The sequence below is a fragment of the Hyphomonas sp. genome (assembly GCF_013823385.1).
GTDB lineage: Bacteria > Pseudomonadota > Alphaproteobacteria > Caulobacterales > Hyphomonadaceae > Hyphomonas.
Map to the genome: position 1 here is coordinate 13,061 of NZ_PNMA01000006.1, position 26,305 is coordinate 39,365.

The 26,305-nt window shown below is 63.3% G+C and carries 22 protein-coding genes; 14 read left to right on the forward strand and 8 right to left on the reverse strand.

The genetic code is table 11. The features are described from left to right. Positions 1 to 49: 49 nt before the first annotated feature. On the forward strand, positions 50 to 2,377 hold the full coding sequence (locus C0456_RS05570; RefSeq protein ID WP_291049357.1) for a TonB-dependent receptor: 2,328 nt from the start codon (positions 50 to 52) through the stop codon (positions 2,375 to 2,377). Between the two features lie 129 nt (positions 2,378 to 2,506). Then, positions 2,507 to 3,841: an MFS transporter gene (locus tag C0456_RS05575; protein WP_291049359.1), complete on the forward strand. Its 1,335-nt coding sequence runs from the start codon at positions 2,507 to 2,509 to the stop codon at positions 3,839 to 3,841. Positions 3,842 to 3,896: 55 nt separating this feature from the next. On the opposite strand, the gene C0456_RS05580 is transcribed toward C0456_RS05575, so the two are convergent. From C0456_RS05580 to C0456_RS05595, 4 genes are all read right to left on the reverse strand, one after another. Beyond that, on the reverse strand, positions 3,897 to 4,688 hold the full coding sequence (locus C0456_RS05580) for a glutathione S-transferase family protein (protein ID WP_291049361.1): 792 nt from the start codon (positions 4,686 to 4,688) through the stop codon (positions 3,897 to 3,899). A gap of 12 nt (positions 4,689 to 4,700) precedes the next feature. Continuing rightward, a complete protein-coding gene (locus C0456_RS05585; protein ID WP_291049363.1) occupies positions 4,701 to 5,741 on the reverse strand; it encodes a hypothetical protein in 1,041 nt (346 codons plus the stop codon). Between the two features lie 102 nt (positions 5,742 to 5,843). Beyond that, the gene (locus C0456_RS05590) at positions 5,844 to 6,566 is read right to left on the reverse strand and encodes a UTRA domain-containing protein (protein WP_291049365.1); all 723 of its coding nucleotides are present in this window, start codon (positions 6,564 to 6,566) and stop codon (positions 5,844 to 5,846) included. A gap of 65 nt (positions 6,567 to 6,631) precedes the next feature. Further along, positions 6,632 to 8,002 carry a formimidoylglutamate deiminase gene (locus tag C0456_RS05595; protein WP_291049367.1) on the reverse strand — a complete coding sequence of 457 codons (1,371 nt, stop codon included), beginning with the start codon at positions 8,000 to 8,002 and terminating at the stop codon, positions 6,632 to 6,634. A gap of 77 nt (positions 8,003 to 8,079) precedes the next feature. Between C0456_RS05595 and hutI the strand changes: the two genes are divergently transcribed. The 4 genes from hutI to hutU are packed head-to-tail and all read left to right on the forward strand — an operon-like array spanning position 8,080 to position 13,317. Beyond that, positions 8,080 to 9,285, forward strand: coding sequence for an imidazolonepropionase (gene hutI, locus C0456_RS05600; protein WP_291049369.1), 1,206 nt, complete (start codon positions 8,080 to 8,082; stop codon positions 9,283 to 9,285). Further along, complete coding sequence (gene hutH, locus C0456_RS05605; protein WP_291049371.1) at positions 9,282 to 10,823, forward strand: histidine ammonia-lyase; 1,542 nt, start codon at positions 9,282 to 9,284, stop codon at positions 10,821 to 10,823. The genes hutI and hutH overlap by 4 nt, the downstream gene beginning before the upstream one ends. Next, positions 10,820 to 11,638 (forward strand): N-formylglutamate deformylase, encoded by an 819-nt coding sequence (gene hutG, locus C0456_RS05610; protein ID WP_291049373.1) that lies wholly within the window; start codon positions 10,820 to 10,822, stop codon positions 11,636 to 11,638. The genes hutH and hutG overlap by 4 nt, the downstream gene beginning before the upstream one ends. A gap of 11 nt (positions 11,639 to 11,649) precedes the next feature. Next, a complete protein-coding gene (gene hutU, locus C0456_RS05615) occupies positions 11,650 to 13,317 on the forward strand; it encodes a urocanate hydratase (protein ID WP_291049375.1) in 1,668 nt (555 codons plus the stop codon). Positions 13,318 to 13,329: 12 nt separating this feature from the next. On the opposite strand, the gene C0456_RS05620 is transcribed toward hutU, so the two are convergent. From C0456_RS05620 to C0456_RS05630, 3 genes are all read right to left on the reverse strand, one after another. Next, positions 13,330 to 13,878 carry a lipocalin family protein gene (locus C0456_RS05620; protein WP_291049377.1) on the reverse strand — a complete coding sequence of 183 codons (549 nt, stop codon included), beginning with the start codon at positions 13,876 to 13,878 and terminating at the stop codon, positions 13,330 to 13,332. Positions 13,879 to 13,928: 50 nt separating this feature from the next. Further along, positions 13,929 to 14,747 (reverse strand): MipA/OmpV family protein, encoded by an 819-nt coding sequence (locus C0456_RS05625; RefSeq protein ID WP_291049379.1) that lies wholly within the window; start codon positions 14,745 to 14,747, stop codon positions 13,929 to 13,931. Between the two features lie 86 nt (positions 14,748 to 14,833). Further along, positions 14,834 to 15,475: a TetR family transcriptional regulator gene (locus tag C0456_RS05630; protein WP_291049381.1), complete on the reverse strand. Its 642-nt coding sequence runs from the start codon at positions 15,473 to 15,475 to the stop codon at positions 14,834 to 14,836. 200 nt (positions 15,476 to 15,675) lie between these two features. Here C0456_RS05630 and C0456_RS05635 point away from each other — a divergent pair, with 200 nt between their 5' ends. After that, positions 15,676 to 16,047: a cytochrome c gene (locus C0456_RS05635; RefSeq protein ID WP_291049383.1), complete on the forward strand. Its 372-nt coding sequence runs from the start codon at positions 15,676 to 15,678 to the stop codon at positions 16,045 to 16,047. Between the two features lie 10 nt (positions 16,048 to 16,057). Here the strand turns inward: C0456_RS05635 and C0456_RS05640 are convergent, their stop codons facing one another. After that, positions 16,058 to 17,443 carry an alpha/beta fold hydrolase gene (locus C0456_RS05640; protein ID WP_291049385.1) on the reverse strand — a complete coding sequence of 462 codons (1,386 nt, stop codon included), beginning with the start codon at positions 17,441 to 17,443 and terminating at the stop codon, positions 16,058 to 16,060. 218 nt (positions 17,444 to 17,661) lie between these two features. On the opposite strand from C0456_RS05640, the gene C0456_RS05645 reads away from it, so the two are divergent. The 7 genes from C0456_RS05645 to C0456_RS05675 all read left to right on the forward strand — a co-directional run bounded on the left by C0456_RS05645 (position 17,662) and on the right by C0456_RS05675 (position 26,304). Beyond that, positions 17,662 to 18,840 (forward strand): HlyD family secretion protein, encoded by a 1,179-nt coding sequence (locus C0456_RS05645; protein WP_291049387.1) that lies wholly within the window; start codon positions 17,662 to 17,664, stop codon positions 18,838 to 18,840. Further along, on the forward strand, positions 18,837 to 20,483 hold the full coding sequence (locus C0456_RS05650) for a DHA2 family efflux MFS transporter permease subunit (RefSeq protein ID WP_291049389.1): 1,647 nt from the start codon (positions 18,837 to 18,839) through the stop codon (positions 20,481 to 20,483). Before C0456_RS05645 ends, C0456_RS05650 begins: the two co-directional genes overlap by 4 nt. Positions 20,484 to 20,505: 22 nt before the next feature. After that, entirely contained in the window at positions 20,506 to 21,198 is a 693-nt protein-coding gene (locus tag C0456_RS05655) for a methyltransferase (protein ID WP_291049392.1), read from the forward strand. 920 nt (positions 21,199 to 22,118) lie between these two features. Continuing rightward, positions 22,119 to 24,557, forward strand: a complete 2,439-nt coding sequence (locus C0456_RS05660; RefSeq protein WP_291049394.1) for a TonB-dependent receptor — start codon at positions 22,119 to 22,121, stop codon at positions 24,555 to 24,557. 26 nt (positions 24,558 to 24,583) lie between these two features. Then, on the forward strand, positions 24,584 to 25,603 hold the full coding sequence (locus tag C0456_RS05665; protein WP_291049396.1) for a glycerophosphodiester phosphodiesterase family protein: 1,020 nt from the start codon (positions 24,584 to 24,586) through the stop codon (positions 25,601 to 25,603). A 195-nt stretch (positions 25,604 to 25,798) separates the two neighbouring features. Then, a complete protein-coding gene (locus tag C0456_RS05670; RefSeq protein ID WP_291049400.1) occupies positions 25,799 to 26,041 on the forward strand; it encodes a hypothetical protein in 243 nt (80 codons plus the stop codon). Next, a complete protein-coding gene (locus C0456_RS05675) occupies positions 26,038 to 26,304 on the forward strand; it encodes a hypothetical protein (RefSeq protein ID WP_291049402.1) in 267 nt (88 codons plus the stop codon). The genes C0456_RS05670 and C0456_RS05675 overlap by 4 nt, the downstream gene beginning before the upstream one ends. Position 26,305: the final 1 nt, after the last annotated feature.

Sequence of the window (26,305 nt, forward strand, 5' to 3'; positions counted from 1 at the left end):
GCGCGTGCCTGCGCCAGCCCAGATGATTATCAGCCCAGGGAGAATTCTCTTGAAGAAACTCAATTGCCGCCCACTGCTCACCGGCTCGTCCGTGCTGGCCTTGGCCACCCTTTTTGCGCCCATCGCTGCCGCCCAGACCGAGCAGCAGCCCGCCGAGGAAGAAGCCGCGCAGGCCGATCTGAAGCTCAACCAGATCGTCGTGACGGCCACCCGCCGTGCCACCAATCTTCAGGAAACCGCCATCGCGGTCACCTCGGTTGATTCTGAATTCATGGCCGAAGCGCGCGTCGAGAATATCGGCGACATCACGTCCGTTTCGCCCAGCGTTACCTTCCGCAACACCTCCAACCCCGCCACTTCGGCCAACCTCCAGATCCGCGGCATCGGCACCACCGGCGCCAGCCGTGCCTTCGAGGGCGCTGTGGGCGTGTTCGTCGACGGTGTTTACCGCTCGCGCCCCGGCGCCGCGCTGCAGAACTTCCTCGATGTCGGCAGCCTGCAGGTGCTGCGCGGCCCACAGGGCACGCTGTTCGGCAAGAACACCTCTGCCGGCGCCATCCTGCTGGAAAGCTCGATGCCGGTCCTCGGCGAGACGGGCGGCGACTACTCGCTCACCATCGGCAATTATGAAGCCGTCACCGGCTCCGTCACGGTCAACGCCCCGATCGGCGAGAACGCAGCCCTGCGCATTTCCGCCATCAGCGCCAACCGCGCCGGCTTCTTCGAAAATCCCAACACCGGCGAAGACTATAACGAGCGCCGCGGCAATGGCCTCAAGGCCCAGCTCCTCTACGAGCCGACTGATGACTTCCGTATCCGGCTGATCGCAGACTATGCCCGCTCGGACGAAAACTGCTGCTTCGGCACGGTGGACAGCGATCCCGGCCCGATCCAGGATGTGGTCGACCAGATCATCCGCGAACGCGGCCTGGTGCCCACGTCCCGCCGCAAGGATCAGTATCAGTCGGTCCTGAACTATTCGCCGGACCAGCTGGTCGAAGACACCGGCTACACTGTCAAGGCTGACTGGAATGTCGGCCCCGGCAAGCTGTCCTCTGTCACCGCGCTTCGTCAGTACAAGGTCGATCAGACGACCGATGCAGACTTCTCCGGCGCAGACCTTCTGCTGCTGCACGAGAAGTTCAAGAGCAACTTCTTCTCCCAGGAATTCAGCTATTCCGGCGAGCATGGCTTCGGCGCGGAAGGCAATGCCAACTATGTGGCCGGCGTCTTCTATTCCGACGAATCCATCAAGTCGGGCCGCACCGGCTGGTGGGGCGAAGACCTGCAACGCGTCTACGCCGCCACCCTGCCCGCCACGCTCGTCTTTGATGCCTCTCCCGGTTTGCGCTCAGTGGAGGTCATCGAAGGCAACAACGAGTCCCTCGCTTTCTTCGGCCAGTGGGATGGCCGCCTGAACGAGAAATGGGGCTTCACCGCCGGCCTCCGCTGGTCGCAGGAAAAGAAGCAGGGCCAATTCGAAAACCTTTACTACCGCCCCAACCCGCTGGACGTGTACAAGGTGCTCGGCGTTCAGCCTGCACCCCACTTCAACGAGTCCAAGACCGACGAAGCCTTCAGCGGCACGCTCGGCATCCAGTATCACTTCAATGAAGATGCGATGCTCTATGCCAGCTACAACCGCGGCTTCAAGGCAGGCGGGGTGAACCTCGACGCCAACGCCGCCGGCGGCTTCCGTCAGAACCCGGACTACTTCCCCGGCGCCATCCCCGGCGATCCGCGCTATGATCCGGAATTCGTCAATGCCTATGAGCTCGGTCTGAAAACCCAGTTCTGGGATCGCCGCGGCCGCGCCAACTTCTCGGCCTTCTATAACGACATGACCGATCTGCAGGTCGCCCGCTTCGTCGGCACGCAGTTCCAAGTGCTCAATGCCGGCACGGCAGAGGTCTATGGCCTTGAGGTCGAAAGTGCGCTCGAGATAACCGACTTCCTGTCGCTTGACGCCGCTATCACCTACCTGCCCGAAGCCAAGCTCGGCGAAGATGCCTCGCTCGGCCCGGTCCTCTCTGGCCGCCGCTTTGCCGTCGCCCCGGAGCTTTCCGGCAGCGTGTCCCTGAAACTCGACAAGCCGATCAGCGACTCCTATTCGCTCGTCGGCCGCATCAACCAGCAATATTCGGGCGGTTACCTCACCAACAACTCGAACATGCTGGAACAGGGCGGCTTCGGCCTGTTGAACTTCAACCTGGGCGTCAAATCCGCCGCTGGCTGGACGCTCGAAGGCTGGATCCAGAACGCTTTTGACAAGCGCTATGTCACGAACCATTTCGCGACCACGCTCCAGTCTGGCGACAACAACGCCTATATGAGCGCCCCGCGCACCTATGGCGTCACGCTGCGCGGCTCGTTCTGAGCCAAACCTTACGTAAAGTAAGCTGCAACATCTCGCGGTCACCCCTCCAAAAAGGGGTGACCGTCCTTCTAAATCTGGCAATAAGCCGTCTCACAAGTCCGACAGAAACGCCCAGAGGAACGCCGCCCGATGTCCCAGACGCTCCTGCCGCCCAGCATTGCCAGCAACCCGCAGAGCCGCATTCGCCTCACCTTGTGGCTGCTCCTCATCGTCAACGCGTTCAACTTCGTTGACCGCCAGATCGTCAACATCCTGGCCGAACCGATCAAGAATGATCTTGGCCTCTCAGACACCCAGATCGGCCTGATGACCGGCCTGGCTTTCGCGCTGGTCTACACCACCCTCGGCATCCCGATTGCTCGGTGGGCGGACAACCCGAAATCAAACCGTGTCGGCATCGTCGCCGGGTCGCTCGCCATCTGGTCGGGCATGACGGCGCTCTGCGGCCTGGCCACGAACTTCTGGCAGCTCTTGCTGGCGCGCATCGGTGTCGGCATCGGCGAGGCAGGCTGCACGCCCGCCTCTCATTCCCTTATCGGCGATACGGTGCCGCCTGAAAAGCGCGGCTCGGCCATCGCCTTCTTCGGCCTTGGCATTCCGATCGGCTCGCTGATGGGCATGGTCATCGGCGGCGTGCTCGCCGATACGGTCGGCTGGCGGATTGCCTTCATGGTCGCCGGTGTGCCCGGCATCCTGCTGGCCCTCGTTCTCTGGTTCGCCGTAAAGGAGCCCCGCAAGGCGGGCACGGTGGCCGAAGCGGCCGCCCGCCTCAAGGCCAGCCAGGCGGTCCGCCGCTCCACCATCATGGAAACCCTGCAGGAAGTTCTCACGTCCAAGGTCTTCATCTTCGCCACGCTCGGCGCCTCTTTCGTTGCCTTCCTCGGCTATGGCAAAGGCGTCTGGAACGGCATCTTCCTCATCCGCTCGCATGGGCTGGAACTCTGGCAGGTCGGCGTCTTCTACGGCGTCGGCTCGGGCATTGGCGGCATCCTCGGCACATGGCTGGGCGGCTGGACATCCGACAAGTTCGGCGTGAACAAGCCCGCTCACTATATGCTCGCTCCGGCCGTCGCCATGCTGCTCACCGTGCCCATCCTGCTCATCGGCTATGTCGGCCCGGTCTGGGTGGCCATCCCGATGCTGACGATCTCGGCCGCTCTTTCGGGCGTCTATTACGCGCCCACTTTCGGCTGTGTTCAGCTGCTGATCAGCCCGGCCTCCCGCGCGGTTGCCGTTTCGCTGATGCTGTTCACGCTCAACCTGATCGGCCTTGGCCTCGGCCCGCTCCTCTTCGGCATCCTGTCGGATGTCCTGGCCCCGATGGCGGGCGCCGAAAGCGTGCGCTGGTCGCTCTATGTGGCGGGCGTGATGGGGGTGATCCCGGCTGTGCTCTACTGGCTCGCCAGCCGGAACATCCACCGCGAGCTTGCCGAGAAAGCCGCGCGCGATGCGGCCCTCTCCTGACGCAAATAATGGGCCGGGCGGGAGAACCCCTGCCCGGCCTTTTCTATAGAAGGCGTTAAACCCCCGGCCCGGTAAAGCGGATATTGCCCGCCGCCAGCCCCTTCAACACAATCTCCGTGCCGCCACTCTTCATCATCCATTCCAGCCGGTGATCCCGGTACTGACGCTTGAAGAGGCCCGCCTTCACCGCCTGATCCACCTGGTTCATGCCGGTGATCGAAGCCACGGACTCCCGCTGCGCCTGCGCCACGCTCTCCCGCGCATTCGCCCGGACGAGCCATGCCCCAAGACGCGTTCCCTCCGAAGGACGGATGCCAAAGCCGGCCGCGCCATTGAGATAGGGCACCACGCTCAGATCACCCCAGCCGAAGCGCTCCCCGTTGAACCATTCCCGGTCGCCCAGATAGCCTTCCAGAACGCTGAAGAAGGCCTCGGCCTGCTGGCGCGCCTTCGCCTCCATCGCGTCTTTCAACGCGCCCTCGGCGCGGCGGAAGAAATTGAGTTCGCCCAGCCCCCAGGTGATTGCTTCAAACTGGGTGTCCATCACGTCTTCGATCATCCGTACACGCGCCCGGCCGGCGGGCGCCGTCGGCAGCATGGCAGGCTCGGGCCACACATCCTCGATATATTCCAGGATGATCGTGCTGTCGAAAATCTCCACATCGCCATGGATCAGCGCTGGCACCTCGCCGCGCGGATTGGCTCTGGCAAAGCCCCCGCCGGTTGCGCCCGTGCCGATGCCCTCGGGCAGGCGCGCCTCAAACGGCACGCCCTTCTCCCGCAGAGAAATCTTCACCTTCTGCACATAGGGCGACAGCGGATGTTCATAGAGGATCAGCTCCGCCATACGCCGCGCTCCTCAATATCCCGCCAGACGGCCCAGCGGCCGCCCGTCGACGATCTGGTCCAGATACTCGCTCATGCCATAGCCGAGCTTCCCGTCGCAGCGATACTCGGTCATCGCCTCGGTAATGCGCGTCGTCAGCTCCGTCCCGTCCGGCGCCGTCCGCCGGTTGCGCAGCGGTATGAGGGAGAGCACCTTGCCGGTAACGGTATATTCCTTGCCGCTCTTTGTACGGATCTTTGCCTCAAGGTCTGTCTGGTATTCGCTGTCGTCCCAATTGCTCGAAAGCTCGGCGGCAACGATCTGGTCATAGATGCCATCGCGGAACACCATGCCGCTCTGATGCACCCCGCCTTTGCCATCGCCCATCACATTGAACATCATGCCAAAGTCCGGCCCAAAATTCATCGGGCACCAGCGATACCATTCAATCGCCTGCCAGTGGCGCGGCCCCCAGGATTTGTCGCGCAGGCCATGCCCGTCGATCTCCAGCCGCTCGCCGCCGCAGTCGATAAAGCCCTTTGCGGCGCAATGCTGCTCATAATGAGCCTTGGCGAAAGACTTCTCGGGGTCAATCTCGATCGGCGAACCATCGGCCTTCACCGTCTCCCCGCCATACATCGGCGAGAGGCCGGTATAGGTCATCTCCATCTTGCAGGGCAGGCGCGGATTGTTGCGGAAGGCCACCTTCGGATCCGCCATCTGCCCCGGCTCCTTCAGCACCAGCAGCTCGCCAGCATAAGTCACCTTCAGCGTCTTGAACGGCTCCACCACATCAATGCGCAGGCCGCCCGCGTTCATCTGTGAATTGTCACTGATCTCCGGCCGCGCAAACATGAAACCAACCCGGCCGTCGGGAAAGTAGACGCACATCGACATTTCGGCATAGCGCTGGTTGGGCCGGTTGCCGAGGCGGAACCAGGCCCCCGCCCGCTTGCCCGCGTCGAACACGTTGAAATACATGCTTTCATTGTAATTCTCGGCGGTTCCCGGATTGTGCGTGAACTCGTCTTCCGGCGCCAGAATGGTCTTGTAGCCTTCAGCAGCTGCGGCCATGGCAATCTCCCCTGATATTCAGTTATCAGACGAACCTGCCATGCGTTTCCGGCGAGACAAGCCTGTCCTCGCGTCAGACCCCGCCCCTATCCGGAACAGCCCCTATGCCTGCCGCCGGGTCAGCGCGCCGATGAAGGAGTGCCGGTCGCCGGGGAAGGTCTGCCACACATGCGTCACGGGCATGCCGTTGAGCCATGTCCGCCGCTCCAGCATCAGGCAGGGGGCGCCCTCGGCAATGTCCAGATGCGCGGCGATGCCCCCCTCCGCCGCCACCGCGAAGATCCGGTGCTCGGCCTGCGACCAGGGCACATGTCCCAGCAGCCAGGTGCCCGGCGGCGTCTCGGAGAAATCCTCCGCCTCAATCTCCGGCACGGCCGACAGGCTCACCAGCCGCCGCTCATGGCCGAAGGGTTGCCCATCGGCCCGGTGAACCCCGCGCAGCTCGATCAGCCGCCCGTCCCTCCCGGCCAGCGCCGCCTCCTCCAGCCCCTTCGCTGCCCGCACCGCCCGGTGCAGCAGCTGGTAGCCATAGGCATGCCCCTTCCGCTCCAGGTCGAGCCGGATGTCGGGAATGTCGAGGATGGTCGAGTCGCTCGGCGGGTGCGCCACGAACGACCCCGCCCGCTTGCGCCGCACGATCAGCCCCCGGCTCGCCAGCTCGCTCACCGCCTTGTTCACCGTCATGCGGGAGCAGGCATAAATTTCCATCAGCTCGCGCTCGAGCGGGATGCGGTCATCTGGCTTCAGGGCGCCGGAAAGGATCTTCCGCTCGAGGTCCGAGCGGATGCGTTCGCTGACCGAAACTGTCTCGTTTGTGTCCGGCATTTGTCCCGAAGTGTCCTGTTTTGTCCCGGTTTGGCCGGAAGTGGCCGAAAATGGCATCGATTTTGTCACGCCAGAAGCCGCCTGAGAGCGGCCTTGTAGCGCGCCTCGATTGCCGGGCGTTGAACATGTTGTCCACCGCATACGACGCGCTCTCCCCGCCTCCAGACCTCTGAGATCGCTTGGCTTTTTCCCCGGAACACCCAAGCGTCCAGCAGGGCGTCTCCCCCATCTTCGGCTTCGGGCAGCGCGCCGGCGTTGATCGCCACGAAATCCGCCGGGTTGCCCGGCGCCAGCCCAGCAGGAATGCCCGCGGCCCGCCCGCCACCAGCCAGGGCGTGTTCAAACAGCGAGCGCCCCGTTGAGGCATAGCCCGCCCCGGTCATGGCATTGCGCGAGAGGCCTTTGAGTCTCTGGGAATATTCCAGCATCCGGAGCTCATCGGCCGCGTTGATCGACACATTGGAATCGGTGCCAACGCCGTAGTGTCCGCCATAGGAAACAAAGGCGCGCCCATCGAAAATCCCGTCGCCCAAATTCGCCTCGGTCACCGGGCAAAGTCCCACCACCGCCCCGCTCTTTGCTATCCGGTGGATTTCCCGGTCGTTCGTATGCGTCGCATGTACAAGGCACCAGCGCCCGTCCACCGGCGCATTGTGCAGCAGCCACTCCACAGGCCGCGCGCCAGACCAGGCAAGGCAGTCCTCAACTTCCTTCACCTGTTCGGCGATATGGATGTGGACAGGCCCGGCCTTGTCCATCAACAGCAACGTCTTCAACTCGCCCGGCGTCACCGCGCGCAGGCTGTGCGGCGCGATGCCCAGCACAAAATCATGCTGATTGACCGTATGCTGTCCAACATCTTCCAGCAGCCCGGCAAAGCCCTCCAGGTCGCTCAGAAACCGTTTCTGGCCGTCGGCTGGCGGCTGGCCGCCAAAGCCCGAATGGGCATAAAAAACCGGCAGCAGCGTCAGCCCGATGCCTGTCTCTTCTGCAGCGCGCACGATCTGTCCGGCCATCTCTGCCGGGTCGTCATAGCGCTGCCCGTCCGGGGCGTTGTGGAGATAGTGAAACTCGCAGACCCGCGTAAACCCCGCCTCCAGCATCTCGGCATAGGCCATCGCCGTTATCGCGTGGATATCCTCCGGCCCAATCCGGCTGGCAAACCGGTAGAGTAGACTGCGCCAGGACCAGAAACTGTCCTGATCCTTTCCGCGCACTTCCGTCAGCCCGGACATCGCCCTCTGAAAGGCGTGGGAATGCAGGTTGGGCAGCCCTGGCAGCACCGTCCGCCCCCGAACCGCCCCCGAAGGAGGCGTCACACCTGTAGAAATTTTTTCGATCGCTCCGCCCGCAATCGTGATCTCGAGTCCCGTTGCCCAGCCGGACGGCAGCAAGCCGCAATCAAACCAGAGACGCTCTGAAGATTTCCCCGCCACTGGACATCCCTCCGACTCTTCTATTATGTCTATACATATTAAAAGAATATCGGCGCGAGCACAACGGGGAGCGGAGGATGCCCAAAAAGCGTATCTGGACCAACGCCCGCCTCGCCACGATGTCGCCCCGCCTGCCCGGCCTCGGCATTGTCGAGAAGGGCGCCCTCGCCGCCGAGGGAGAGCGGATCACCTATGCCGGCTCGGCAGATGAGGCGCCCCCGACAGACGGGCATGAAGTCATCGATTGCGAAGGCCGCTGGCTGCTCCCCGGCCTGATCGACTGCCACACCCATCTCGTCTGGGCGGGCAGCCGCGCGCATGAGTTTGAACGCCGCCTCGCCGGGGCAAGCTATGAGGAAATCGCCCGCGCAGGCGGCGGCATCCGCGCCACAGTCAGCGCCGTCCGCGCCGCCAGCGAGGATCAACTCGTCGCCGAAAGCCAGCCCCGGCTTGACGCCCTGATCGCCGAAGGCGTCACCACAGTCGAGATAAAATCCGGCTACGGATTGAGTGTCGAACATGAATTGAAACAGCTCCGGGCCGCCCGCGCGCTCGCCAGGGTTCGCCCAATTGACATCGAAACCACACTGCTCGCCGCCCATGCCCTGCCGCCGGAATATGAAGGCCGCGCAGACGCCTATATTGATCTTGTCTGTACAGAGATTATACCGGCAGCGTCAGATGCGGGCTTGGCCAGCGCCGTTGACGCGTTCTGCGAAACCATTGGCTTCACGCCGCAACAGACAGACCGTGTGCTGACCGCCGCGCGCGCCCATGGCCTTGCGGTGAAGCTCCACGCAGACCAGCTCTCAAACCTGCAGGGCGGCGCCCTCGCCGCCGGCCATAATGCGCTGTCAGCGGATCATCTCGAATATCTCGATGACACCGGCATCGCCGCCATGGCCGCAGCGGGCACCGTCGCCGTCATGCTGCCCGGCGCCTATTACTTCCTGCGCGACACCCACGCCCCACCACTGGAAGCGCTGAGGAGGGCAGGTGTTTCCCTTGCGATTTCAACAGATTGCAACCCCGGCACCTCACCGCTCACCTCTATTCTCCTCGCCATGAATATGGGCGCCACCCTGTTCCGGATGACGGTGGAGGAATGCCTCCTCGGCACCACGCGCCACGCCGCCCGCGCGCTCGGCCTTCAGGATGAAACCGGAACACTCGAGGCCGGAAAGCTCTGCAATCTGAGCATCTGGGACATTGAGCGCCCCGCAGGACTCGTCAGCAATATGGGCCTCAACCGGCTCCACACCCGCATCTGGAGGGGCCAATGACCGCCATCACCCTGACACCCGGCGCCGTGCCCCTCTCCAGCTGGCGCGCCCTCTGGCAAGGCGCCACGCCCCGGCTTGATCCCTCCAGCGCAGACGCCATCTCCGCCAGCGCGGCTGCCGTCGCGCGCATCCTCGCCAAAGGCGAGCCCGTCTACGGCATCAATACCGGCTTTGGAAAACTCGCCACCGTCCGCATTCCGGATGACCAGCTTGAAACCCTCCAGCGCAACATCGTCCTCTCCCATGCCGCCGGCGTTGGGGAACCTTCGCCTGCAAATATCGTCCGTCTGATGATGGCCCTGAAGATGGCCAATCTCGGCCAGGGCGCTTCGGGCGTCCGTGCAGAAGCCATTGCGCTGATGGAATCCATGCTCGCCGCTGACCTGCTGCCGCTTGTCCCCGCGCAGGGCTCGGTCGGCGCCTCGGGAGACCTCGCCCCCCTCGCCCATATGGCCTGCGCCATGATCGGGGCCGGTGAAGTGTTCCTGAAAGGCGAGCGGATGGACGCCGAAACAGGCTTTGCCAAAGCGGGCCTCGCGCCCCTTCCCGCGCTCGCCGCCAAGGAAGGCCTCGCCCTGCTCAACGGCACGCAATTCTCCACCGCCTGCGCCCTTGCCGGCCTGTTCGAGGCCGAACGCATCCTGCAATCCTCCCTCGTCACCGGCGCCCTCTCGACCGAGGCCGCCAAGGGCTCGGACGCTCCCTTCGACGCCCGCATTCACCAGCTGCGCGGCCATAAAGGCCAGATCGATTGCGCAGCTGTCCTGCGCGATCTGATGGCTGGCTCTGCCATCCGCGCGTCGCATCTGGAAAACGACACGCGCGTCCAGGACCCGTATTGCATCCGCTGCCAGCCCCAGGTCGCCGGCGCCGCGCTCACCCTGCTGCGCCAGGCCGCCGACACGCTGCTGACCGAAGCCAACGGCGTATCCGACAATCCACTGATCTTTCCGGAGACGGACGAAGCGCTTTCCGGCGGCAACTTTCATGCAGAGCCTGTCGCTTTTGCGGCAGACATGATCGCCATGGCCCTCTGCGAGATCGGCTCCATTGCCGAACGCCGCATCGCCATGCTGGTCGATCCTGCGCTCTCCGGCGTGCCCGCATTCCTGACGCCCCAGCCGGGCCTCAATTCCGGCTTCATGATCCCGCAGGTCACCGCTGCCGCCCTGGTCTCCGAGAACAAGCAGATGGCCTATCCCGCCAGTGTCGATTCCATCCCGACTTCCGCCAATCAGGAAGACCATGTCTCGATGGCCGCTCATGGCGCGCGCCGCCTGCTGAAGATGGCGGAGAATGTGAATTATGTGCTCGGCATCGAGCTTATCGCCGCCGCGCAGGCGTGCGATTTCCATGCGCCGCTGAAATCCAGCGTCGCGCTTGAATCCGTGCGCGCGCTCGTCCGGTCCAGAGTGCCACCCCTCGATCATGACCGCCTCATGCATCCGGATATTGAAGCCGCCACCATGCTCATCCGCACCGGCGCCGCACTCGGCAGTGTGCGGATCGCGCTCCCCTCTCTGGAGGCAGGCGCATGACCGGCTGGCTCACCATCCGCGAAGGCACACGCCCCCTTATCGTTGCCTTCCCGCACACCGGCACCAGCCTGCCGGAAGACATTGCCGGCCATTTCGTCTCGCCCGAGCGCGCCCGGCGCGATACTGACTGGTGGGTAGACCAGCTTTACGCTTTCGCCGCAGATATGGGCGCAACGATCCTCCACACGGCCATTTCCCGCTCCGTCATCGATGTAAACCGTGATCCCTCCGGGGCCTCGCTCTATCCGGGCCAGAACACCACCACCCTCTGCCCCCTGACGACCTTTGATGGCGCGCCCCTCTACAAGCCGGGCCGGGAGCCGGACGATGCCGAAATTGAGCGCCGCCGCGCCGCCTTTCACACTCCCTATCATAAGGCCCTTGAAAGCCAGATCGCGCGCCTCCGCGCAGCCCATGGCGGGGTTGTCCTCTATGACGCTCATTCCATCCGCTCACAGATCCCGGACCTGTTCGACGGCCTGCTGCCGGTGTTCAATGTCGGCAGCAATTATCAGACTACCTGCGCGCCGCCGCTCGCCGATAGGGTCACGGAAATCTGCGCAGCATCCGGCGAGCCGACCGTCCTTGACGGCCGTTTCCGGGGCGGCTGGACCGTGCGTCATCATGGTAAACCCACCAGCGGCGTTCATGCCATCCAGATGGAACTATCCTGCCGTGGCTATCTGCGTGAACCCATCGGCGCCGTCACCGATGACGACTGGCCCGTGCCGTTTGACGCTGAATATGCAGCGCCGATGATCGAAACCCTGCGCCAGGTGCTCGACGCCTGTCTCGCTTTCGCCGAAACGCCCTGAGGAGAAACGCCATGCCCTATCCCGCCAATGTCCTCGAAATCCGCGCGCCCCGGGGCACGGAGCTGAACGCAAAAAGCTGGCTGACCGAAGCCCCCCTCCGGATGCTGATGAATAATCTTGATCCGGATGTGGCCGAACGCCCGGAAGACCTCGTCGTCTATGGCGGCATCGGCCGCGCCGCCCGCAGTTGGGAAGCCTTTGACGCGATCGTCTCTACTCTGAAGCGCCTCAAGGACAATGAAACCCTCCTCATCCAGTCCGGCAAGCCGGTCGGCGTCTTCCGCACCCATGCCGATGCGCCCCGCGTGCTCCTCGCCAATTCAAACCTCGTTCCCCAATGGGCAAGCTGGGACCATTTCAACGAACTCGACCGCAAGGGCCTGATGATGTACGGCCAGATGACAGCGGGCAGCTGGATCTATATCGGCGCGCAGGGAATCGTTCAGGGCACGTATGAAACATTCGTGGAGATGGGCCGCCAGCATCATGGCGGAAACCTGAAGGGCAAATGGCTGCTCACTGCCGGTCTCGGCGGCATGGGCGGCGCCCAGCCTCTGGCATCCGTCTTCGCCGGCGCCTCCTGTCTCGCCATCGAATGCCAGCTTTCCAGCATTGAGATGCGGCTACGCACCGGCTATCTCGATGCGTGGACGGACGATCTTGAAAAAGCCCTCGCCATGATCGCTGAAAGCTGCGCTTCAGGCATGCCAAAGTCTGTCGGCCTCCTGGGCAATGCCTGCGAAATTCTCCCGAAGATTCTGGAACTTGACCAACTTCCAGACCTGCTGACAGACCAGACGTCTGCTCATGATCCCGTCAACGGATACCTCCCCGAAGGCTGGCGGGTTGAAGATTGGAAAGCCCGCCGCCTCAGCGATCCCGGGGCCGTGGAGAAGGCCGCCCGCGCCTCGATGGCCAAACATGTGCGCGCCATGCTGGAATTCCAGAAGCGCGGCGTGCCGACTGTCGACTATGGCAACAACATCCGCCAGGTGGCGCTGGATGAAGGCGTGGTGAACGCGTTTGATTTCCCCGGCTTTGTGCCCGCCTATATCCGGCCCCTCTTCTGCCGCGGCATCGGCCCCTTCCGCTGGGCCGCGCTCTCGGGCGATCCGGAAGACATTTACAGGACGGATCAGAAGGTGAAGGAGCTCATCCCGGACAATCCCCATCTCCACAACTGGCTGGACATGGCCCGTGAGCGGATCAAATTCCAGGGCCTGCCCGCGCGTATCTGCTGGGTGGGCCTCGGAGACCGCCACCGCCTCGGCCTCGCCTTCAACGAGATGGTGGCGAGCGGCGAACTCAAAGCCCCCGTCGTCATCGGGCGCGATCACCTCGATTCCGGCTCCGTCGCCTCCCCCAACCGCGAAACCGAAGCCATGAAGGATGGCTCCGATGCGGTCTCGGACTGGCCGCTCCTCAACGCCCTTCTTAACTGCGCATCCGGCGCCACCTGGGTTTCGCTGCATCATGGCGGCGGCGTCGGCATGGGCTATTCCCAGCATGCCGGCATGGTCATCTGCTGCGATGGCACAGAGGCCGCCGCCCGCCGCATAGAACGCGTCCTGTGGAACGATCCGGCCTCTGGCGTCATGCGCCATGCCGATGCCGGCTATGACATCGCCATCGACTGCGCCCGCCAGCACGGACTTGACCTGCCCAGCCTCAAAGGCTGAGCGGACCGCGCCTCAGGCCGGATTGCCGGCATAGACCAGAGGCTCTGTCTCAAAGCCCAGATCCTGTGCTTTCTTCAGGATACGGTCGAGTGTCGCTTTCGGCGGCTCGGGATCTCGCGCGAGGATCCAGAGATACTTGCCGCTCGGCGCGCCGACCAGCACGGCCGAATAGTCCGGCTCCAGATGAAGCACCCAATAATCGCCTTCCGCAAAAGGCACCCAGGACGGGGCAAACTTCACCTTGAGTTTCGCCCCATTCGAGCCTTCCACGACACGTGCCTTGCCCTCGGCGACATCCTTCTCGCCATTTTCCTTGGTGCAGGTGTTGGTAACGGAAATCTTTCCGTCCGGTAGCTGAGCATATTCCGCCATGGCCGTCACACATCCGCGCTCAAACCAGTTGGGATAGCGCGCAATCTCATGCCATTTGCCAACATAGCGGTCGAGGTCCACCGAAACGACCGTTGGCAGCTCCGCGCTTGTCTGGCGATAGTCCGGCTGCGACATGCATGCCGCCAGCACTAGCGCAGAGAGCGGCATCAGCGCATATCCGAGTTTCATATCTGTCTCCATTCCTCTTGGGAAAATCATGATTGCGGGGCTTCGCCCCGTCACTGGAACGTATAACTGATAAACGCGCCGAAAGTTGCCTGATCCTCATCCCCGCGAAGCTGCACCAGAGGCGCGTCTGCCGCGTCACCAGACAGCCGGTCATAGCCTGCCAGGAAAACCGCGCTCCACGCGCCGTCACGGCTCAGCGGAAGAATGACGGTCGCGCCCACCCCATAGGAATGCACCCCGCCGCCCGCCTGATATTGCGGCAGGCCGGAGGCGATGGCCTGAGCAGGCGTCACGCCGAAATAGGCCGCCGTATACTGATCATCCACCAGCCGCAGGCGCGGCCCGGCAGACCAGATCAGCGGGGGGCCGAGTTCGGTCCAAACCCCGCTCCAGCGCGCGCCGAGATCGGCCACCAGCCCGTCATGCCCGGATACTGCCTGGCGCAGCTCCGCGTTGAGCTTGATGCCGCCCAGCCTGTATTCAACAAAGCCGCCCAGCTCGATGCTGGTATCGACATCACCCAGCCCGCGCAAATCGCCTGTCTTGCCACCGCTCAGCGCAAAGGTCTGATCGCCGCTGTCATCTCTGGAAAAGCGGATGCGGGCAATCGGCCCCGCGCGCAGGCGCTCGCCCTTCACTAGATTGTAGCCTGCTCCCTCCTGCACGGAGGCAAAGAAACGGTCGCCATATTTCAGCTGAACATTCGGCAGCAGTTTGAGGCTGTAATCATCATCGCCCTCATAGGAGGGGGAATAGAGCGCGCCCGTGCCAAGGGTCAGGGCCCAGCCATCGGTTGCGGGTTGCGATTGTGCGGCGGCCATTCCTGCGAATGCGGCGGCGGCGGCGCCTGAAATGAAAATGCGAACCAATGGAACCTCCGGATCTGGCTCGCTTTACGGCGCGGCGAGGCGACTGGATCAGAAGGATACACAGCTTTCTGATGTGCCAGCCGGCGCTATTTCGCGATGCCGCGGAGCACGGTCTCGGCCGCAAAGGCAGCATATTCCCGGGCGAGTTCCTGCCCCACCTTCTTTTCCCCGATCATCTCGCGCAGCGTGATGCGGGTGGAGAAGATATACTGGCAGGCGCCATTGATCAGGAAGTAGACGTATTTGTAATCGACTTCGCGGAACTGCCCGGCGGCAATCCCGGCGGTGATGATCTGCTTCTGCGCTTCGATCAGCGGCAGGAGGAAGCTCGACCAGATCAGCCGCGTACCTTCCGCTTCGGGATCATCCAGAAAGTGCTCCAGAAGGCGGTTGAGATAGGGAAAGCGGGCATAGGTGCGGATGATGCCCTGAATATGCACCCGCAGCTTGGTTGCCGGGTCGAGGTTCATCGCCATCAGCTCGGTCAGCTGCTTGATCGACTGGGCGGTGTCGCGCTGGGCCAGGGCCAGCAGCAGGCCATCCTTGGAGCCGAAATGGTATTTCACCAGCGGCGCCGTCACGCCGGCACGCTTGGCTATCTGGTGGAGGGAAACGTCGATGGAGCCGATTTCCGACATCAGCTCACCCGCTGCCTCCAGCAGCATTTCGCGCCCTGAACGTTCCGCTACGGCATCCACCAATTCGATATTCTCCGGTGTGCCGGCCATTTAAATACCACCCCTCACTTCGCGCTACTTGATGAACGAAAAGCCCAGGAGGCGCAAGCATGGGGCCGCCCGGCAGGGTGGCTGCGGAAAATCATTCCGCCTGCGGCTGAAACGGCCAGCTGCCCATAAGCATATGCCCGTGTTGACAGCAGGCGAGCGCCAAACGACCCTGCGCGAAATCTTCAAGGGAGTCGCGCCAGATGGCAGGCCACATTCTGAAATCGGCGGCAGCGGGCAGGGTCCTGCTCCTGGCCGGGGTTGCCCTTCTGGCGGGCTGCTCCAGAGAGACCGGCGAAGCGCCCGCCCCTTCAGAGGTCAGCGCCCCGATGCCGGGCCGCCAGATCGCTGAAAATCTCTGCGCGGGGTGCCATGCCATTGGTCTTGAAGGCGAAAGCCCCCATGCCGATGCCCCGCCTTTCCGCACGCTTTCGGAAAAATATCCGGTCCGCCTGCTGGAAGAGGCGCTCGCCGAAGGCATTACGGTGGGCCATGAAGATATGCCGGAATTTCAGCTGGAGGCCGACCAGGTGGAACAGCTGATCCTCTATCTGGAATCCATCCAGGCGAAGTAGAAGCCCCCCATCAGCGGGCCGGTAAAATCACCGCCTCCGGATAGGCGCCCGGCACCATCGGAGTGCCGGCTGCAAAATCGGCGGCCATCTGGAAATAGCCCGGGGCGATATGGGTGAAATCCCGCGTGCCATCGGGCAGAATGCTGAAGCCCCGCATGCCGTGATCGTAGCCGGGATACTCCGCAAGGGTGATCCGGCGGCCTTCATATTGCAGGGTTTTCAGGCGAGAGCGGGTGTAGGTAGGCGGGGCGTCCCGGTCGGCACCTGCGAGGATCCAGAGGACCGGCGCATTGACCTGGCGCAGCACGGGTTCGCCCTCATGCCGCCAGCTGGTGCCAACCGAACGCAGCGGACCAGCGACCCGCAACACGACGTCGGAATGCTGCAGGATCTCGCCGGTGAACTCGCCTTTGACATAGCGATACCAAGGCTCGTTCCTGTAGATTTTCTTCAGGTTTTCAAGCTCGGCAAAGCCTGATTTGAAGTCTGACACCATCACGGTGCCGGCGGCGTCCGCCAGCATGCCTGCCGCCATCTGCGCCGCCGGCCCGAAGCCGGCTTCGGCCACATCCTGAATGGTCTGGGCGCGGTTTTCCGCCAGCGGGCTTTCCAGCAAGCCATAGGAAACGATGACAAAATCCGGCTTCACCGACACCGCCGCCATGGGCGCCACCCAGCCGCCCTGGCTGGCGCCGTGCAGGCCAAACCGGCCGAGCCTCTGCCCCGCCAGACGGCGCGCTTCAGCCGCCGCAGCGGCCGCATCGGTCGCCAGCAGGCTGAAGTCCTGCGTGTAGTCACCTTTTGAGGTGCCCGTGCCCCGCTTGTCGTAGATGAACACGCCTACGCCCTGCAGGGGCAGAAGATGCTGGAAGGCATCATGCGCCACCGCCGAATACCGCCCGGATCCCTGCACCTGCACCACTACTGGCACAGCCTCAGTGCCCGCCGGCAGGATCAGCCGGCCGGCCAGCTGGGTGCCCCTGGCACCGGTGAATACCGTGTCCTGAACCACCACCTCAACCGGGACGGCTGAAGCGCCCTCAAAAAAGGTGAGCCCGCCTTCGCAGGTGAACTCGATCTGCCGGCTTTCAGGCTGACCGGTCCAGCCCATGTATGCCTTCCAGCCTTCCTTCTCGAAGGCAAACCGCCCCGTCTGGCCGTCCAGCGCGCGCCAGCGCAGCCCGTCCTCGGTTGGCGTGATGGCGAGCCCGCCGCCATCCTCGAGCCGCCAGCTGCCACCGCAGGCAGGGTCGCCAGCGACGGGGCCAGAGGATAGCCCCGGAATGGACGGCATGGCCGGAAGGGCAGGCATTTCCGGAAAGTTCGGCATCCGGCCAGAACAGGAAACCAGCAGGCCGGCCATCAGCGCCGCAGCGAATATGCCGAGCTTTTCCATGCCCCGAATCCTTATTGTTTCCATAGCCCTTTCCCCCAGCAATGAAGCCCCTTGGCCGGAAACACAATGATCTGCCGGAAACGCGAATATAAGGCTTGATTGCCTTAGCGTTATGTCCCGCTCAAATAACAGGTGTGGCGGATGAGGGCGGCCAACGCCCCGCGCAATAGCCACGACAGGGAGGAACAATCCGGCAGGCTTTCTGCCGGTCGCAGGCCATGGAAGGCGATTCACAATCCTTTGCCGCAGAGACTCAGCCGACCGCCCGGCAGCGCGCGGCTGCGTTTGTCCGGTCGCGGCGCGGGCGCATGTGGATCGCGGGCGCGGCCGCCCTGATGCTGCTGGTCCTGGGCATCCGTTTCCTGATGGACCGGGGGGCTTACGTCTCCACCTCCGACGCCCGCATCGCCGCCGAGATGATTGCCGTTTCCACCGACATTTCCGGGCGCATCACCAGTGTTCAGGTGAAGGAAGGCGACCGGGTATCGGCCGGGGATATTCTTTATACCATTGACGACCGCGAGGCCGTCTTCACGCTGGCGCAGCTGGAGGCGGAAGCCACGCGGCTGCGCGCCGAAATGGCCCGCGAGGAAACCCGCGCGGGCCTCGCCACCTCCAAGGCCGGCAGCGAGGTTGCCGCGCGCCGGGCCGGCACCGTGTCAGCGGTCGCCAGTGTTGAGGCCGCCCGCTCCAATCTGGAGATCGCCCAGCGCGACTATGACCGCACCAAGGACCTGTTCGACCGGGGCCTGATGCCGCAATCCAATCTCGACCAGGCCAAGAATGTACTCGACACGCGCGCCCAGGCCCTGCGGCGCGCGCAGGCAGAGCGGGAAACCGCCGCCGCCGACCACCGCACCGCCAGCATCGTGGGCCAGGAAGTGCGCCTCATCGACTATGAGCTGACCGTGCTGCGCGCGGCGCTGGACCAGGCCGAGGCGCGGGTAGAGGCGCAGAAGGTGGTGGTGGAACAGCACACCATCCGCAGTCCGATCGACGGGGTGGTGGATGAGCTGTTCTTCGACAATGGCGAGCATTCCCTGCGCGGCTACCGGATGGCCCTGCTGCATGATCCGGACGCTATGTGGGTTTCGGCCAATATCAAGGAGACCGATATCCGGCATGTGCGCCCGGCTGCGCAAGTGCAGGTGCGCGCTGACAGTGACCCGTCTCACCCCATTTCCGGACGGGTAACCCGTGTGCATGATGCCACCGTCGGCGAAGCGGCGATGATGCCCAATCCCAACGCCAATGGCGTCTTCACCAAGATCACGCAGCGCATACGGGTGCGGATAGACCTGGAGCCGACGCAGGTGGAGCTGCGCCCCGGAACGATGGTGCGGGTGCGCATCCGCAAGACAGACGCGGGCACAGGGGCCGCCGGAGAAACGGCGTGACAATCGCGCCCGGCATTCTGCCCGCTGGCAGGCCCGGCCCTGAACGCAGCCCCGTACCCATCGACATTCCCGCCATGGCGGGGCCATCGGTACGGGCGCAGTTTGAGCGCTTCGGCGGCATTTATCGCTGGATCCTGCTGTTCACGATGCTGACCGGCTCGATGGCGACCATGCTGGCCGCCACGACGATCAACGTAGCCCTGCCCGCGATCATCGGCGCCTTTGGCCTTGGCCAGGATCAGGCGCAGTGGATGTCCACCGCGTTCCTCGCCTCTTCCACCATCGCGATGCTGGCGAATGCCTGGGCGATGGCGACCTTCGGGCCGCGCGCGACCTACACATTCGGCATGATCGTGTTCGTGATTGGCTCCCTGCTCGGCGCGGTGAGCAGCACGCTGGAACTGCTGATCCTGTCGCGGGGTCTGCAGGGCATATCGGCGGGCCTGTTGCAGCCGATGTCGATGTTCCTGATCTTCCAGACATTTCCGGACAACAAGCGCGGCATGGCGATGGGGGTGTTTTCCATCGGCGTGGTGCTGGCGCCCGCCTTTGGCCCGGCGCTGGGAGGGATTGCCGTGGATCTGGCCAGCTGGCGGCTGGTGTTCGTGGCCACACTCCCCCTCGCCCTGGTTGCCATGGCGATTGCGCCTTTCCTGATGCCGAAGGGAGACCGCAATCCCAATATGCCGCGCCCGCCGCTGGACTGGCAGGGCCTCAGCCTGCTGGCAATTGCCGTGATCGGACTATTGGCCGCCTTTGCCGGGGGTAACCGGGACGGTTGGGATTCGGACAAGACGCTGCTGCGCTTTGGCATCGGGATTGTGGCGGGCATGCTGTTTTTCCTGTGGGAACGCGGGCACCCGTTTCCGGCGCTGAACCCCAAGATTTTCACCTATCGCCAGTTCTGGTCTGCCGGGCTGATCATCTCTGCAACCGGCATTGCGATCTATGGATCAACCTATCTCATTCCGATGTTCGTGCAGCTGGTGCAGGGCTATTCGCCGACAGCGGCGGGGGTGATGATGATCCCGGCCGGCATTGCCATGATGATCGGCTTTCCGATTGCGGGCCGGTTGACCGACAGGATGGATGCGCGGTGGCTGCTGGGCTTTGGCATTCTCAGCTTTGCGGTGTCGGCCTGGCTGCTATCACATGTTTCGGCGATGACGCCTTACTGGGTGCTGGTCGGGTGGATCGTGCTCAGCCGGATCGGGATCAGTTTCTGCATGCCGCCTTCCAACACCACAGCGGCGCGGGCTGTGCCGCCGCATCTGCTGGCCTCGGCAGCGGGCGGGGTGTCGTTCCTGATGCAGGTGGGCGGCGCATTCGGGGTGAACATCCTGGCCATCATCCTCCAGCGGCGCACGATCTTTCATGGCGACCATCTTTCGGCTGCGCTGAATGAAACCAATGCCGAGATGATGTACCAACATGCACTGCAGGCGCAGATGCTGGAGGTGCGGGGGATGGCGCAGGTGCAGGCGTTTCAGTCCGCATTTGGTGTCTTGAATCAGAAGGTTGCCGCAGAGGCGCTGGTCTATGCCTTCCGGGATTGTTTCTTCATCATCTTTGTCTGGTTTGTGTTGGTGCTGGGCGCGCTTGCCTTGATGCCGAAGCCAAAGATGGTACAGGCGCCCAGCTAGGCATTCTCAACAGGCGGCAGCAGTGGCGGCGACAGACACTCTCGCGCGGGACCGCGCGTTCATCGTTGCCAATACGCGGCTGGCGCCGGTGGAGGGGTTGCCGCTGCCGCATCGCAAGCCCTTGGAAACACTGCATATCTGGCAGGCAGACGAGATCACGCCGATCTGGGCTGCCACCGAGGCAGACCTTGACCGGCAGGGGATAGAGCCGCCCTTCTGGGCCTTTCCCTGGGCGGGGGGACAGGCGGTGGCGCGGCTGATCCTGGAGCGGCCGGAGATCGTGCGGGGCAAGCGCGTGCTGGACATCGCCTGTGGCAGCGGGATGGTTGGCATTGCAGCAGCGGCAGCAGGCGCAAGCGAAGTGTGGGTGAATGACATTGACCCGATCTGCGAGGCCGCCGCGCAGCTGAATGCCGAGGCCAATGGCGTGGCGCTGGGCTGGCTGGCGGGGAACCTGCTGGATAGTGCCGCCCCGGAGGTGGATGTGATCCTGGCGGGGGATATCTTCTACGAGATGACGATGGCGGCGCGGTTTCTGCAATGGCTGAAGCAGGCGGCGGCGCGCGGGATTGCCGCCTATGCGGGTGATCCGGGGCGGGCCTATGCGCCGGAGGGCGAGGCCGGGCTGATGGCGGAATACGAGATTGCCACCACGCTGGAGCTGGAAAGCGTGGCGCAGCGGCGGGCGCGCGTCTGGAATATATCAGTATACTGATTATTTGGTACAAGTAGGCTCCACCCCTCAGGCGAGGGCGCAGCTCTTTATCTTTTCCTGGGGCGGTATCTTCCCTCCCTTCTTTTGATCTTCTCTCCAGGCGTTTGACGGCGAGGCCGGTCAGAGTTGTATCGGGGCGGGCAATATTTTTCTGGTGGCTGGAGGGTATTGTAGGCTGGTTTTCAGGGGGGTGGGTTTGATTTTTTGAGGGCACCGGTTTTTTGGGGGATAAGGCGGGCCGGCATCGGCGTGTTGATCGGGATGGCGCGGCGGTAGCCTGGGGGATAGCGGCGGCGCGGCCCCCGCAGGAATTTGAGGGACAAGACGGGGCGCCGGCCGCTCCGGGGGCGGACATTGCGTGACACCGCATGGACATTTCCGGACAAATCCGGACAGTTTCGGACATTCCCGGACAGATCTGGACAATTCCGCGCCATCCCTGACACGGTTCTGACCAGCCCTGAAAAACGTTACCGGAAAGCCTGGAGCCATTTGCGGGCCGTCCCTCCAGACTCCCGGAGGCGTTCGGGAAGTCTTGCGGCACTCTCTTCATACTTCTCCCCGGCGCCGGGCGGGCCGGGCCGCGCCGCGCCGGTCACCGCAGGTTTCATCCGGCGGCCGGTTGCCGGCCCCCGCCCCGCCCCCGCAGGCCGCCCGTACCTGTTGCAGCAGCAGCCGGTTGTTATTGGATAATTGTCCAATAAGTGAACGGTTCCGCCGCCCCTGCCCGCAGGACGCAAACCCAACTTTGAGGCGCAGACCGGCGGTATGCGTGGCTTGTGCGCCACAGCCAGAAATCCGTAAGTATTTAATATTTTCAACGCATTAGTTTCGCAAAACCTTGATTTGAACGCCCTTGAGGCGCTCGTTAACGACCCGGCAACCGGCGCTCCTCCCGCGCCGTGCAACCGGGGTCTGACATGAAATTTCGCATCCTTTCCGCCACTGCCGTTGCCGCACTCAGCGTCTCCGGCCAGCTTGTTGCATATGCTGACGCGCCCGAAGCAGAAGACTCGCGCCGCCTGGAGGTCGTCACCGTCACGACCCAGAAGACCGAGCAGGCGCTGATCGATGTTCCGATCAACATCTCCGTGACCAACCAGAACCTGATCGACAAGCTTGCCGCTGACGACATCGAGGACCTGGCCAACTTCATTCCCGGCCTGCAGGTGCAGGCACAGAGCCTCAACGCGCCGACCTATTCGCTGCGCGGGGTTGTGGCCGATGGCGGCGCGCCGCGCGTCGCGATCTTCCAGAACGGCATCTCCATCGGGACGCCGGGCTATGCCACCAGCATCGCGATCTATGACATGGAGCGCGTCGAGGTGGTGAAGGGCCCGCAGGCAACCCTGTTTGGCCAGGGCGCCCTGATCGGCGGCATCAACTATATCCAGAACCGCGCCTCGACCGAAGGCAATTCCGGCAAGCTGCTGCTGGAAGGCGGCGACTACAACTTCATCCGCGGCGAAGGCTACTACAACCTGGCGCTGAGCGACACGTTTGCCGTTCGCCTGGCCGGGCAGATCAAGAATGTGGACGGCTATGTTCCGAACACGGCCAACTCTCCGGACCTGATGGGCCAGGATACCACCGCCGTGCGCGGCGCCATCCATTGGGAACCCACCCCGGCCATCACCGCCGATATTTTCGTCAACTATCAGGAAGACGACTCCACCGGCACGCAGTTCACCTCCGGCTTCTTCCCCGTGAATGGTGTGATTGATCCGTATGGCCCGACGGCGATGAACATCAACCCCGATCAGGTGCGCGACAAGCTGGGCAATGACCGCGAGATTTTCGCCACCACGGCAAACCTCGAATTCGCCCTCAACGACGCCTGGACGCTGACCTCGCTGACCGACTATCGCGAACTCTCCTCCAACGAGGCCTGGGACTCTGACGGCGCCGCCTTCAACCTGCTGCAATTCTATCAGGCCCGCGAAGGCGAAGCCTTCAGCCAGGAACTGCGCCTCAACTATGACAATGGCGGCCGCCTGCGCGGCTTCTTCGGCGCCAACTATTTCGACTATGAAACCCGCGACAGCCTGACCTTCTCGACCGATGAGGCCTATGCCCAGTCTCTGTTCCTGCCGCAGATCGCAGCGGGCGCTGGGGCGACCGTCGCGCAAATCCGCGGCCTGCTGATGAGCCAGGGCGTTCCCGGCGCAGCCAATATCGGCAGCTTCCAGACGCCGTTCCAGTATTCGGTGGTTGGCCTGCTGCAACAGGGCGTTCTGATCCCGCTGAACCCGGCCCATGCCGAACAGTCCAGAACGACCGATGCCCGGACCAGCTATGACGTCTTCGGCGACCTGACCTTTGACGTGACCGACCGGCTCTCGCTGACCGGCGGTCTGCGCTACACGGTCAACGAGTTGCAAGCCTCTAGCGTCGGCGAACTGCTGCGCGGCAACGCGGCCCTCGGCGGCGTGCGCAACGCTGTGACCTTTGCGCCGGGCTTCCTGATCAACGCCAACCTGCTGAACAATCCCTACACCGTTTCGGCAGAGCCGGACGGCGCATACACATGGCGTCTCAACGCGGCCTATCGCGTGTCTGACAATGTGAACACCTGGGTGTCCTATGGCCGTGGCCGCCGCCCGGAAGCCATCTCGATTTCGGGCCGCACGTCTTCCGTGGTCGACGCAGAGACCCTGGATAACGTGGAAGCCGGCATGTTCGGCCGCTTCTTTGAAGATCGCCTGCAGATGACCAGCTCGGTCTATTATGGCCAGTACGAGAACTTCCAGACCAGCCGCTTTGACCCGATCAACGGCGTGTTCGTGGTCGAGAACTCCGGCAACGCAACCCAGTATGGCTTTGAATTCGACGGCCAGGCGCTGGTGCATGACAATGTCCGCCTGCTGGGCACCTATGCCTACAACTTCTCCGAATATGATGACGAGGACAGCAACGGGAACCCGCTGCAGTTTGCCGGCAACAAGTTCCGGATGAGCCCTGTACAGAGCTTCTCGCTGGCAGCTGACATCACCCTTCAGGTTGCCACCGCCGGCACGCTGTCGATCACGCCGAGCTATGTCTGGAAGAGCAAGCAGTTCTTCGAGGACGATAACGGCTTCGACTATATCGCCAATGGCAGCGGCGGCTTCACCCGTGTCCGCGAAACCTATCCGGACGGCACGCCGGTGGTCGAGGAACAGGGCGCGTATGGCCTGGTCAATCTGCGCCTCGGCTTTGACAGCGCGGACGATCGCTGGGGCGTGTTTGCCACCGGTGAGAACCTGCTGGACAAGGAATATCTGATCGATGTCGGCAATACCGGTGGCGCCTTCGGCCTGCACACCATCATTCGCGGCAGACCGCAGATCCTGAAAGCCGGCGCGTACATCAAGTTCTGAGCCGGAACGGCAAGGAGACAGGTTTCATGAAATACACTGTTGCCCTCGCCGCCCTGCTGCTTTCCGCCTGCGCGCCTGCGCAGGTGGGGAGCACGGAGGAGGCCCCGGTGGCCGCTGCCGAAAAGGCTGCCGGCTATCGCACCCTCTCCGGGGAGAAGCCGATCATCATCGCCCATCGCGGCGCCAGCGGCCTTTATCCGGAACACACGATCCCCGGCTATGAAGCCGCGATCGCGCAAGGGGCGGACTTTATCGAGCCCGACCTCGTGATGACCAAGGATGGCGTGCTGATCGCGCGCCATGACGCCTACCTCTCCGACACCACCGATGTGGCCGATCACCCGGAATTTGCAGACCGCAAGGTGAAGCGCGCCACGCCGATGGGCGAGAAGGAAGATTGGTGGGCAGATGACTTCACGCTTGCCGAAATCAAGACGCTGAAGGCCCGCCAGCAATTCCCGGCACGCACGAAAGAGCATGACGGCAAGCTGGACATCCTGACCTTTGACGAGGTGATGGATGTGGCCCTCGCCGCCGCCAAGGATGGCCGCATCGTTGGCCTGCATATCGAAGCCAAATGGCCGGAATATTATTCTTCGGTGGGCCTCGACATGGTTGACCCGATCATCGAGGGCATGAAGGCCAAGGGCCTGGAAGAAGCCGGCATCCCGGTTTTCATCCAGAGCTTCGAGCCGCAATTCCTGGCTGCCTTTGCCGCCAAGAGCGACCTGCCGACGATCCAGAACATGGTTGGCCCGCCCTATAACAAGATGCTCGGCCTGGAATACAATCTCGATGAGATGACCACGACCGGCGTGGGCGCCGAGAAGACCTACATTCTCAATGCCGATGGCACGACGACCGACTTTGTCGAACGGGCCCATGCCAATGGCCTGCTGGTGCATGTCTATACCGTGCGCGATGACCAGCCGATGCCGGGCTATGACACTGCGCAGGCTGAGCTGAACGCGCTCATCAAGGCCGGCGCTGACGGAATCTGGGTAGATTACCCAGATACTGCCGTCGCAGTACGCGATGGTAACTGACACCGCGAAAGCGGTATGTTTCCTCCCTACCTTTCGGGGCGTCCTTCGGGGCGCCCCCTTTTTTTGTCTCGATTCAAGGTCGAAGCCTTGAGGGGTGGGAAAACATGAAAATTGCTCAGGAGTTTCCCTAGGGGAGCCGCTTGCCAGAAAAATTGGAACATGTTCCAATTATCTCGAAAATCGGGAGGAAGACTCATGGCCGCAGCGGAACTCTCACGGGTGCGCAAATCGGTGCTGCCCAAGCCGGGCGATACCTGGACCAGCATTGCCAGGCGGGAACTGCCCGCGATGGAGGAGGCAGCCGCCGTCTCCAGCCTGCAGAGCTGGAACCTGCATGTGTTCATGCGCGCCGTGGGCGCGGCTGGCGGGGTGCGCGGAGACAATCCGATCCTGCCGAGCGATGTGATCTTCATCGAACCGCCGCAGGCCAAGGCATGAGCCTCGCCGTCATCAGCGCAGTTCAGATCGCGGCCGCCCATGACGGCGACGCGGAACTGCTGGTGACGCTGACATACGAGAATGGCGGCACGACCCTCATCACGCTGGACGAATATGCCGTACGCGCATTGTTTGACGCCTGCGGGACAACGGTGCCGGAGGAAATCATCGGGGCGAGCTGGGAGCATGTCCGCGACGCGCTCATCGCCTCTTCACAACGATATGCCGGTGCATCGGCAACAGAACATTCGGGAGGAAACTGAA